The sequence below is a fragment of the Bradyrhizobium sp. STM 3809 genome (genome assembly GCF_000239795.1).
Taxonomy (GTDB): domain Bacteria; phylum Pseudomonadota; class Alphaproteobacteria; order Rhizobiales; family Xanthobacteraceae; genus Bradyrhizobium.
The window spans coordinates 1-11,403 of sequence record NZ_CAFJ01000191.1; the positions used below are offsets into that span (position 1 = coordinate 1).

The following is an 11,403-nucleotide window of genomic DNA, read 5'->3' on the forward strand; positions in this document are numbered from 1 at the left end:
TCCTGCCCAACACGATGGCGCCGATGCTGGTGCAGGCCACCTACATCTGCGCCAGCGCCATGATCACCGAGGCGATCCTGTCCTTCATCGGCGCCGGCACGCCGCCGACCATTCCGTCCTGGGGCAACATCATGGCCGAGGGCCGCGCGCTGTGGCAGGTCAAGCCCTACATCGTGTTCTTCCCGGCGGCGTTCCTGTCGGTGACCGTGCTCGCGGTGAACCTCGTCGGCGACGGCCTCCGCGACGCGCTCGACCCGCGCATGGCGAAGAGCCCATGAGCGGAGAGAAATTGAACGTTGTGGCCCGAGCAGGGGCCTCGCCCTTCGAGACGCCCGCCTCCGGCGGGCTCCTCAGGGTGAGGGGTGAGAGTGAGCGGCATAGCGACAAGGCTCATGACCGATCCGCAGCGCCGATTTCGGAACCCAACCCTCATGGTGAGGAGCGTCGCGCCGAGTTGATCGTGACCATGAGCAGTCGCAATTCGCGACGCGTCTCGAACCATGAGGCCCCAATGTCACCGCATGCAGCCTCACCACGCGGCCGGGAGCTGACCTGATGCCACTGCTCGAGGTCGAGAATCTCCAGGTCCATTTCCGCACCCCCACCGGCATCAACCGGGCGGTCGACGGCGTCTCGTTCCACGTCAATCCGGGCGAGACGCTGGCCATCGTCGGCGAGTCCGGCTGCGGCAAGTCCGTCACCTCGATGTCGATGATGCGCCTGATTCCGGAGCCGCCGGGCAAGATCGCGGGGTCGATTCTGCTGGAGGGGAGGGACATCCTCACGCTCTCCGACCGCGAGATGCGGGCGCTGCGCGGCAACGACATCTCGATGATCTTCCAGGAACCGATGACCAGCCTCAATCCGGTGCTGACCGTCGGCCGCCAGATCGGCGAGACGCTGCGGCTGCATCAGGGCCTCGACCGCGACGCCGCGGAGAAGCGCGCCGTCGAGATGCTGACGCTGGTCGGCATCCCCGAGCCGGCGCGCCGCGTCCGCGAATATCCGCATCAGTTGTCGGGGGGCATGCGCCAGCGCGTCATGATCGCGATGGCGCTGGCGTGCAATCCAAAGCTCCTGATCGCGGACGAGCCGACCACCGCGCTCGACGTCACCATCCAGGCGCAGATCCTCAAGCTGATGCTCGAACTGAAGCAGCGCGTCGGCGCCGCCATCATCCTGATCACGCATGATCTCGGCGTCGTCGCCGAGGTCGCCGAGCGCGTGATGGTGATGTATGCCGGCCGCAAGGTCGAGGAAGCCCCTGTGAAGGAGCTGTTCCGCTCACCGCGTCATCCCTATACGCAAGGCCTGCTCGGCGCGCTGCCAAAACTCGGCTCGTCGCTGTCGGGCGAGACCAGGCGCCTCGCCGAAATTCCCGGCCAGGTGCCGGACCTCAAGAAGCGCATCGACGGCTGCGTGTTCGCCGGCCGCTGCGCTGGTGCCACCGACCTCTGCCGGCAATACGCGCCGGGCCTGGAGCAGAAGGCGCCGCATCACATCGCCGCCTGTCATTTCGCCGCCAAGGAGCAGGCTGCCGCATGACCATGCCGCTGCTCCAGGTCAACGACCTCAAGAAGCATTTCCCGATCTCGGGCGGGCTGTTCGGCCGCACCAAAAGCAAGGTGCACGCGGTCGACGGCGTGTCGTTCGAGATCGCGCGCGGCGAGACGCTGTCGCTGGTCGGCGAGTCCGGCTGCGGCAAGTCCACCGTCGGCCGCGCCATCCTCAGGCTGTTCGACATCACTGGCGGGCAGATCGTGCTCGACGGCGAGCGCATCGACGATCTCGGCCCGCACCGGCTGCGCGAGATGCGCCGCCGCGTCCAGGTCGTGTTCCAGGATCCCTTCTCCAGCCTCAATCCGCGCATGCGGATCCGCGACATCCTCGCCGAGCCGATCAACAATTTCGGTCTCGCCAAGGACAGAGCCGAGCTCGACGCGCGCATCGCGGAGCTGATGGAGATCGTGCGCCTGCCGCGCGACGCCGTGAACCGCCGCCCGCACGAATTCTCCGGCGGCCAGCGCCAGCGCATCGGAATTGCGCGTGCGCTCGCCGCCAAGCCCGAGCTGATCGTCTGCGACGAGGCGGTGTCCGCGCTCGACGTTTCCGTCAAGGCGCAGATCGTCAATCTCTTGCAGGACCTGCAGCGCGAGTTCGGCCTCGCGCTTCTCTTCATCAGCCACGACCTCGCCATCGTCGAGCACATGACCCACCGCGTCGCCGTGATGTATCTCGGCAAGATCGTCGAGATCGCGCCACGGCGGCAGATCTTCGCGTCGCCGGGTCATCCCTATACCAGGGCGCTGCTGTCAGCCGTGCCGGTGCCCGAGCCGGGCGCCGAGCGCACGCCGATCATTTTGAAGGGCGACGTGCCGAGCCCCGTCAACCCGCCGAAAGGCTGCCGCTTCCACACGCGATGCCCGCTGGCCTTCGACCGTTGCCGCAGCGAGGTGCCGGAGCTCAGGCTGAAGGGCGAGGACCAATGGGTGGCGTGTCATTTGGAAAATGCGTGACGTCGTAGCCCGGAGGAGCGCAGCGCCATCCGGGTTCTCATGACCAGTGCGGTTGACCCCGGATATCGCTGCGCTCATCCGGGCTACACGGTCACACAAGCCTTCACCGCGTCATTGCGAGCGCAGCGAAGCAATCCAGAGTCCTCGTGACGCCCTGGATTGCTTCGCTGCGCTCGCAATGACGGAGGAGAGACGATGCGTTCAACTCGACCACCGTCTTGAAGGCTACAGGTGATCGCAGGCACCGTCAGGTGGCTCCGATCCTCCGCTCTCACGCTACCTCCGCTGTCGTCCCGGGCAAGCCCTGGCGACGCGAAGCGGCGGCGGGGCGCCGACCCGGGACCCATACTCCGTGTCGGTTGTTGGCTTGCGCAGGCCTGGCTGTCTCGCGTCATCACGACGGCCTGTGGTTATGGGTCCCGGCGTTCGCCGGGACGACGGCGGAGGCTGGGGAAGCGGCGGGGCTCTTCCCAAAGCGGGTGCGGGGATGCGGGGCCGCCTGCTGCTCTTCGGCCACACCAACTTGCCCAATCGCCCGCGGGGACGCGCCGTCCCCAAACCGGCGCATTGTCACCGCCCGACCCGGCGACTAGAAATTGATCCGGTTGAGGAATCTCCAATTCGCGCCGTGCCGGGAACCACCCTTCGGCCGGCCTGTCCCGCGTTCGAAGAGGCCGCCCATGCATCTTGCCCACGAGCCCACAGCACCGGCGGCCGCCCAGATCAGCTTCGACCAGTTCCTGGCCGTCGACATCCGCGTCGGCACTATCGTCGCCGCCGAGCCCTATCCGGAGGCGCGCAAGCCGTCGTTGAAGCTGACCATCGATTTTGGGTCCGCCATCGGCAGCAAGCGCTCCAGCGCGCAGATCGCGACGCTTTATGACCCGGCCACCCTGGTCGGCCGCCAGGTCGCCGCCGTCGTCAACTTCCCGCCGCGCCAGATCGGCAAGTTCATGTCCGAGGTGCTGACGCTCGGCTTTCCCGATGACCAGGGCAATGTCGTGCTGTTCAAGCCCGACAAGGCCGTGCCGAACGGCGCGCGATTGTTCTGAGCGGGGGGCGAGACCGTGGATATGCTGCTGGAACCTGTTACGCTGCCGCCATTCCCCGAGGGCATTCGAATTTCCTTGAGGCAGATGCATCTTCTCCAGGCTCCCATGGGCGGCACCCTGGTGACCGGCGGCGCCACCTTCCGCGTGTTCGCACCGCATGCCAAGGCGATCTACGTCTCCGGCCCGTTCAACGACTGGGCTCAGGATGCGAATTGTCGCCTCGCGCCGATCGGCAACGGCCATTGGGCCGTCTTCATCCCTGGCCTGAAGGACGGCGATGCCTACATGTACTTCGTCGAGGGCGAGGGCACGTCCGGCTACAAGCGCGATCCGCATGCGCGGCTGCTGACCGTCGATCCGCCGTTCCCGCAGGCGCACAGCGTGCTGCGCAACCCACAAGCGTTTCCCTGGCACGATGCGGATTTCACGCCGCCGCCCAGCAACGAGCTGGTGATCTATCAGCTCCATGTCGGCTGCTTCGACATGAAGGCCGGCAATCCCGACGGCTGCTTCTTCGACGTCATCGAGCGCGTGCCGCATCTCAAGAAGCTCGGCATCAACGCCATCGAGCTGTTGCCGGTGCAGGAATTCCCGACCATGTTCAGCATGGGCTACAACGGCACCGACCTGTTCAGCCCGGAGACCGAATATGGCGAGCACGAGGAGGCGCATCTCGCTTCCTACTTCGCGCGCACCAACGAGATCCTGACCGCGGCAGGCGCCGCGCCCTACGCCGACATCGGCGTGGTCAGGCATTGCGACGACCAGCTGCGCGCGCTGATCGACGTCTGCCATATCAGTGGCATCGCCGTGCTGTTCGACGTCGTCTACAATCATGGTGGCGGCGGTTTCGACGAGGCCAGCATCTGGTTCTTCGACCGCCAGGCGTATGGCGATCCCAACCGCAGTCTCTACTTCACCGACCAGGGCTGGGCCGGCGGCCAGGTGTTTGCCTATTGGAACGCCGACGTGCGGCAGTACCTCGTCGACAACGCGATCATGTTCTATCGCGAGTATCACGCCGACGGCCTGCGCTTCGACGAGGTCAGCGTGATGGACCGGTTCGGCGGCTGGGCGACCTGTCAGCAGCTCACCGAGGCGCTGCGCGCCGAGAAGCCGGACGCGATCCAGATCGCGGAGTACTGGCCAGTCAATCCGTGGATCGTGAAGGACATCGCCGCGGGCGGCGCAGGCTTCGACGCGACCTGGAGTGATGGCTTGCGGCTGGCGGTGCGGGGCGCGATTGCCAGCGCAGCAGGCGGAGCAGGGGCGCTCGTGCCGATGCAGCCGATTGCGGCCGCGATCGCCGATCTCGGCCTCGACAAGCGCTGGCGCGCCGTCAACTCGATCGAGAACCACGACATCGTCTATGCCGGCCGCGAGCCGCGCATCCCGCGTCTCGCCGATCCGATCGACAGCCGCTGCTGGTACGCACGCAGCCGCAGCCGCGTCGCCACCGGACTGCTGCTCACCGCGCCGGGCATCCCGATGCTGTTCATGGGCCAGGAGCTGTTCGAGGACCGTCCCTGGAGCGACACGCCGAGCCCGGACACCACGATCCAATGGCCGCTGCTCGACGGCGCCGACAAGATCACCGCGGATGCCGTGCGCTTCACGTCCGAGCTGATCGCGATCCGCCGCACCCATCCGGCGCTGACCAGCGAGGGCTGCGCCATCGTCCACGTCCACGATTCCAACCGCGTGCTCGCCTTCCACCGCTGGGACGGCAAGGGCGACGACGTCATGGTGATCGTCAGCCTGAGCGAGACGCCCTGGCGCGACTACGCGATCGGCTTTCCCGCTGGCGGCACCTGGCACGAGGTGTTCAACAGCGATGTCTACGATAATTGGGTCAACCCGGGCGTGGTGGGCAACAACGGCGAGGTCAGTGCGAATGGCGCAGCGCTGCACGGCCAGCCCAACTCGGCGATGGTGACGATCCCCGCCAATGGCGTGCTGGTGTTCGCGCGGGCCTGAGGGTGCGTAGCCCGGATGAGCGAAGCGATATCCGGGTTCATCGCAACAGCGCGTGAGACCCCGGATATCGCTTCGCTCATCCGGGCTACGAGCGACGGTCTTGGTCGACAACGAGAACCGTAGGGTGGGCAAAGGCGATGCACTGCTCTGTCCACGGACGAGATCGCAGAGGCGCCGTGCCCACCATCTCGCCGCCATGCTCGCGGATCGACGGTGGGCACGCTGCCGCCTTCGGCGGCCGCTTTGCCCACCCTACGAGACCGTGCCCGCAACGGCGATGTTGAAAAGACGGACGCCTGTCTCTCCGCCGTCATTGCGAGCGTAGCGAAGCAATCCAGGGTGGTGGGCGGGATTCTGGATTGCTTCGCTGCGCTCGCAATGACGCGGTGAGAGCACGTCGCTCCATCAGCGAAGTGATCCGCAGCAAGAACCTACACAATCAATCGCCCCTGTCGCTCGGCAATCCCGATGACCGCTTCCGTCCCCGCATTGAAATCGAGATGGTCCGCCTCGATGCCGTCGGAGAAGATCACCCCGTTCTCGGGCATCAGGGAACGGAGACGCAGCGTCTCGGCGCCGTCGAGACCGCCGCACACCAGCGTGGTCTGCGATGTCTTGCTCGGGAACGGCTCGCGCACGGCAAAGCGGAGCGCGCGGGCGTCCCAGGGCAGGGCGGTGTAGCCGCCATCGCCGTGACCGCCATAGCTGCCGGCGATCGCCAGCGCGCCGGTGACGATGCTCTTGAACCAGGCGGTCGAGCCGAGGCCGGTCGCGACGATCAGTCCGCTGGAGGACTGCCGCTCCTGACGCTCGCGCGTCGCGATCTCGTAGCGCGCAGAGACATGGGTGCGGGCGCCGATGAAGAGGTCATTCACCGCGTAGAGCACCTGGCCATCGGCAAGGCTCGCGCGCGCCATGGTCACCGCCTTCGCCGCGCGCTTGTCGGCGGCGACCTCCGGCAGCAGGCTCGCGAGGTCATCCGGCGCGAACGGCAGCAGCACGCCGTCGTGGCGCAGCGAGTCCGGGTTGAGGCCGAGCAGCGGCTGGCTGTCGAGATATTTCATGGTGTTGGCGACGAGCCCGTCCGGTCCGAGCGCGGCGACGATGTCGGCGGGGCCGAAGATGAAGTTCGGCAGGAAGCCGCGGTCGACGATCTGGTAGCGGCCCCAGCGCTCCAAGGTCTGCGTGGCCGTGGCGCGCGCGGCCTGGTAGGCCGCGTGCTCGCGTTCGTAATCGGAGAAGTCGGCGCCGAGATGCTCGACATAGAAGCGGGCCTGGTCCGCGGTGAGGAATCTGGCGATCAGCTCCTCGAGCCGCGTTCTCCTGACGACCAGCACCACCTTGCGGTCGCTACCGGACACGGGGGGCCTCCGCGGGCTTCTGCATCAGGCTGTTGAGCAACTCCGGCGAGACGTTGAGCTGCCCGATCTTCTCGGCCTTCTCGGCCAACCCAGAGAACGCCTGCGCGATCAGCTGACCCGGCTGCATGCCGGTCGCCGCCAGCGCCTGGATCACGCGGGTGTCGACGCCCTCGAAGATCTTCATCAGCGCGCCGACCCGATAGGCCTCGGCATCCGCCAGCGTTCGGGTGTTCGCCGCATTCAGCGCCACGAAGTCCTTGCGCTTGGCCTCCAGCCCGATATCGGCCACCATGCCCGCCTCGCGCAGCTCATTCGTCTTGGCGGATACGCTCGCCTCCGCGTCCATCTGTGTCTCGCGGATCGACCGCTTCTTCTGCTCGACCGCGATCTCGGTATCGAGCTCGCTCTCGCGGATGGCCCGCTCGCGCTCGACGGCAAAGTTGCGCCGGGCGAAGATGGCCTCGTCGGCGGTCTTCAGGATCGCCTCGCGCGCCTCGGCCTCCAGCGCCTTGGCCGTTTCCGGCGTCGGCTTCACCGCGCGCACGGCGACGCCGAGGATCTCGAGCCCCAGCGCATCGATGTCGGCGCGCTGCTTCAGCCCGGTCGCGATCACCTCCGCAATGCGGTCGGAGGCGCGCAGCGCTTCCCGCAGGGGCATGTCCTTGACCGCCTGCTGCGCCAGCACCTCGACTGCGCCGAGCACGCGCTGCGGCAACTCCTCGGGGTCATCGGAGTCGTAGGTCTTGCCGTCGCGCTTGAGGGTGAAGTTGAGCATCGCCGCCGCCTTCTTCGGCTCGCCGATGCGGTAGGTGACCTGGCCCTGGATCGTCAGCGTCTGAAAGTCGCGGGCGATCTGCTGGAAGATGAAGGCGGCGTCGCGGCTGCCGATGGGGATCGCGACCAGCGAGGTCGCGGGGCCATAATAGAAGGTGGAGAGCCCGGCGCCTTCCTCGACGATCGTGCCGGCGCGGTACTTGAGCAGGTAGGTGGTGGGCTGGGCCTTGATGAAGCGAATGCCGAACATGGCGGCCTCCTGTCGTCTGGTGATCGCGTAGCCCGGATGAGCGCAGCGATATCCGGGGTCTCACGACTTGCCGAGGTGAACCCGGGTGTCGCTGCGCTCACCCGGGCTACTGGCTGGCGACATAAGTGTGTCACGCCAACTAAGTAAGTTGGACAGTACAACTAAGTGTGCTAGTGTCAAGGGCATTCTTTGGGGGGCGAGCGGTATGGCAGGACGGCAAGGGCAGGGCGGCGGGGCGGGTGAGAAAGGGGGCGGATTGGATTTTCCGCGACCATTGACGACGGTCGACATCGTCATCTTCACGATCCGGCAGGAGGCGCTGCACGTGCTGCTGGTGCGCCGCGGCCATGCCGAGGGCGAGCCGTTTCCGGACGCATTCGCGCTCCCGGGCGGCTTTGTCGACGTCGCCAGGGATGCCGATCTCGCCGCCTGCGCGCGCCGCAAGCTCGTCGAGAAGACCGGTGTCGTCAGCCCGTATCTGGAGCAGCTCGGCAGCTGGGGGAGTGCCACGCGCGATCCCCGCGGCTGGTCGGCGACCCATGCCTATTTCGCGCTGATCCCCGCCTCAGCCGCGGAGGCGGCGCTTGCCGCGGATGCACGATGGTTCGCGCTCGACGCAACGGGCGTGAAGCCGAAGCTCGCCTTCGACCACGCCGAGATCCTGCAGGCGGCCGTGCAGCGGCTGCGCAGCAAGGTCGAGTACACCTCGCTGCCGGCCTTTCTGATGCCGGAGGAGTTCACGCTGCCCGAGCTGCAGCGGACCTATGAGATCGTGCTTGATCGCGCGCTGGAGAAGAGCGCCTTCCGCACCCGCATGCTCTCGGCCGACCTGATCGAGCCGATCGCCAAGATGCGCAAGGGCCCGAACCGGCCGGCGCAGCTCTACCGGCTGAAAGCCGCTGCGGCGCCGGTGTACTTCGCGCGCACGTTCAACGCGCCAGAGTGAAGGTCGTGTCGTGGTGTCGCCGTGGCGTAGCCCGCATGAGCGCAGCGACATGCGGGGTCTCACGCGCTGTTGCGATGAACCCGGATGTCGCTTCGCTCATCCGGGCTACGTGCTACGTCAACAGGTGATCCCTCACGCCGAAAAATCCACCACCAGCGACTTGCTGGTCGAGCTCGACGAGCTGCTGCCGCTGGCGCTGTAGGACGACGTCGTGCTGCTGTTCGAGCTCTGCAGGGCCTCGAGCAGCTTCTTCAGCAGCTCCTCGACCTGCGACGACGAGTCCGACGACGACGACGTGGAGGAGGTGCTCGAGGTGGTGTCGCTGCTGGAGTCGTCGCTCGGCGGAGGCGGCGGGCCACCCGCGCCACCAGCGCCGCCCGGGCCGCCGGAGAAGGCGTTGGCGAACACGTTCTTCAGCTCGCTCGCCTGGTCGGAGGTGAGCTTGCCGCTGTCGACCTCGCTCTGGATCAGATCATCGATCTTCGACTGCATCTCCTTGGGCGAGGGCGGCGTGCTCGCGCTCGTCGTCGAGGACGAGCTGCTGCTGCCGCTCTTCAGTGCGGAATCGATGTCGTCGAGCGCCGACGACAGCGCGGTCTGGTCGGTCGAGCTGACCTTGCCGGACGAGACTTCCTTGGAAAGCTCCTGCTTGAGCAGGTCGAGCGGCGAAAAGCCGCTGATGGAGGAGGCAGAGATCGACGTCATGGCGTGCTCCGGAGGTTGCGACATCAAACCTGCGTCCAGGTGCGGCTGTAACGTTTAACAGCTCCTTGTTCGTTGTTTCCGAACGTGTCTGCCGGCCGACTTCACATAAAACGAAGCAGAATTGTTCGGTGCTCCGTACGAATACGGGGTGCGGAGTCGCCGAACCCCGTACTGCGGAGATTACGGACATTTTGAGAGAAAATGTTAATACCGCTCGGCGAAGTTGCCAGGCGTAGCCAAGGGACAACGGAGTCTACGGATGCGCCTGCTCGATGGCCTGACGATACGGACCGTTCTCGGCCTGATCATCGGAGCGCTTGCGGTTTTGCTGATCGGCAGTCTCGCAACCGGCGTGGTCGACGCGCTGACCCGCTATCAGTCCGCGCACCGCATCGCGCGGTTGGCCGGGGCCGACCAGCAGCTGTTCAACACCCTGATCGGCTTCCGGCTGGAGCGTGGCACGTTCCTGGCGACCTTGGCGGCCGACGGCACCGCCGACCAGGCCGCTGATACGCGCATTGCGACCAACCGCGAGCTGTCGGAGAATGCCTACAAGCAGGTCCAGGATGCGCTCGCCGGCTTCGCCGACGCCAAGATCGCGAGCCGTCTCGGCAGTCTCGTTTCAACCCATGACCGCCTGGCGTCGCTGCGCGCCGACGCGGAGCGGGCCATCCATCAGCCCAAGGCCGCGCGCGACATGCAGCTGGCGGACTCGTTCCGCAAGGCGGCGCAGGATTACCTCGACGCGCTGCTCGTCATCGCGGCCGATCTCGAAGAGACGATGAAGCTGGTCGATCCGGTCGTCGACCAGATGATCAACGTCAAGCAGGCGGCCTGGGCGGCAAGGAACTTCGGCGGCCAGTTCGCGATCCGGCTCGAGAACGCGGCGGCGTCGGGCAAGCCGTGGACGGTCGCGGAGATCGTCGGCGGCGCCGAGGATTTCGGCCGCCAGAGCCAGGCCTGGAGCCAGGTGCTCACGGCGGCGGCGCGTCCCGACGCGCCGGCCGCGCTGGTCGATGCGGTCAACCGCTCGAAGCAGGCCGATGCGATGGCAATGGCCGAGCAGCAGGCCGGCCTCGTCAAGGCGCTTCGCAACAACCAGACGGTCGAGGTCAAGTTCGCCGAACTGTCCAAGCTCAACACCGCGCTGCTGTCCTACAGCGTCGATGCGGCCAATGCCGTGCTTGCCGAGATGGTGGCGGTGGCCGGCCGTCGCATCAGCGATGCGCGCGACAGCCTGATCCTCAACGCCGTCATGATGGTGATCGCGCTCGCCGTGGCTTTCGCCGGGCTGTTGGTCGTCCAGCGCCGCATCTCCGCTGCGATCCGCTCGCTGGCGGCGGCGATGCGCCGGCTGGCGGATCGCGACTACACCATCGACATCGCGGGCATCAATCGCGGCGACGAGATCGGCGAGATGTCGCGGGCGCTCGCGGTGTTCAAGGACAACATGATCACCGGCGACCGCCTCGCCAGCGAGAAGGAGGCGGAGCAGAGCCGGCGCGAACGCCGCCAGGCCACCGTCGACCATCTCATCCGTCAGTTCGAGGCGACCGTCACCTCGTCGCTGCAGACCCTGACCGCCGCGTCGAACGAACTGAACAGCACGGCGCAATCGATGTCGGCGACGGCGGACCAGGGCCGGACGAAGGCGTCTTCGGTGGCCTCCGATTCCGAGCGCGCCTCCGGCAACGTCCAGATGGTCGCTGCGGCAACCGAGGAGCTGTCGGCCTCGATCAGCGAGATCAGCCGCCAGGTGACCGAATCCACCTCCATCGCCGGCGCGGCGGCGATGCAGGCGGAGAAGACCAATGACGAGGTG

Annotated in this window: 10 protein-coding genes; 7 read left to right on the forward strand and 3 right to left on the reverse strand. The window is 66.7% G+C overall.

All coding sequences use genetic code 11. The annotated features are described in order from the left end of the window. From BRAS3809_RS10370 to BRAS3809_RS10390, 5 genes are all read left to right on the forward strand, one after another. Positions 1–278: ABC transporter permease (locus tag BRAS3809_RS10370; RefSeq protein ID WP_035655967.1), on the forward strand; the 278-nt coding region annotated here is incomplete at its 5' end. Positions 279–555: 277 nt separating this feature from the next. Continuing rightward, positions 556–1,545 carry an ABC transporter ATP-binding protein gene (locus tag BRAS3809_RS10375; RefSeq protein WP_008962044.1) on the forward strand — a complete coding sequence of 330 codons (990 nt, stop codon included), beginning with the start codon at positions 556–558 and terminating at the stop codon, positions 1,543–1,545. Further along, on the forward strand, positions 1,542–2,516 hold the full coding sequence (locus tag BRAS3809_RS10380) for an ABC transporter ATP-binding protein (protein ID WP_008962045.1): 975 nt from the start codon (positions 1,542–1,544) through the stop codon (positions 2,514–2,516). The genes BRAS3809_RS10375 and BRAS3809_RS10380 overlap by 4 nt, the downstream gene beginning before the upstream one ends. A gap of 680 nt (positions 2,517–3,196) precedes the next feature. Continuing rightward, positions 3,197–3,568 carry a tRNA-binding protein gene (locus BRAS3809_RS10385; RefSeq protein WP_008962046.1) on the forward strand — a complete coding sequence of 124 codons (372 nt, stop codon included), beginning with the start codon at positions 3,197–3,199 and terminating at the stop codon, positions 3,566–3,568. 21 nt (positions 3,569–3,589) lie between these two features. Then, entirely contained in the window at positions 3,590–5,545 is a 1,956-nt protein-coding gene (locus tag BRAS3809_RS10390; protein ID WP_008962047.1) for an alpha amylase C-terminal domain-containing protein, read from the forward strand. A 431-nt stretch (positions 5,546–5,976) separates the two neighbouring features. Here BRAS3809_RS10390 and BRAS3809_RS10395 read toward each other — a convergent pair whose 3' ends face one another. Then, positions 5,977–6,906 carry a diacylglycerol kinase catalytic domain-containing protein gene (locus BRAS3809_RS10395; RefSeq protein ID WP_008962048.1) on the reverse strand — a complete coding sequence of 310 codons (930 nt, stop codon included), beginning with the start codon at positions 6,904–6,906 and terminating at the stop codon, positions 5,977–5,979. Further along, a complete protein-coding gene (locus tag BRAS3809_RS10400) occupies positions 6,896–7,930 on the reverse strand; it encodes an SPFH domain-containing protein (RefSeq protein ID WP_008962049.1) in 1,035 nt (344 codons plus the stop codon). The genes BRAS3809_RS10395 and BRAS3809_RS10400 overlap by 11 nt, the downstream gene beginning before the upstream one ends. A 205-nt stretch (positions 7,931–8,135) precedes the next feature. Between BRAS3809_RS10400 and BRAS3809_RS10405 the strand changes: the two genes are divergently transcribed. After that, complete coding sequence (locus tag BRAS3809_RS10405; RefSeq protein WP_008962050.1) at positions 8,136–8,876, forward strand: NUDIX hydrolase; 741 nt, start codon at positions 8,136–8,138, stop codon at positions 8,874–8,876. Positions 8,877–9,008: 132 nt separating this feature from the next. Here the strand turns inward: BRAS3809_RS10405 and BRAS3809_RS10410 are convergent, their stop codons facing one another. Beyond that, positions 9,009–9,581 (reverse strand): hypothetical protein, encoded by a 573-nt coding sequence (locus BRAS3809_RS10410; RefSeq protein ID WP_008962052.1) that lies wholly within the window; start codon positions 9,579–9,581, stop codon positions 9,009–9,011. A 259-nt stretch (positions 9,582–9,840) separates the two neighbouring features. On the opposite strand from BRAS3809_RS10410, the gene BRAS3809_RS10415 reads away from it, so the two are divergent. Then, a partial coding sequence (locus tag BRAS3809_RS10415; protein ID WP_035655971.1) for a HAMP domain-containing protein occupies positions 9,841–11,403 on the forward strand: 1,563 nt, incomplete at its 3' end.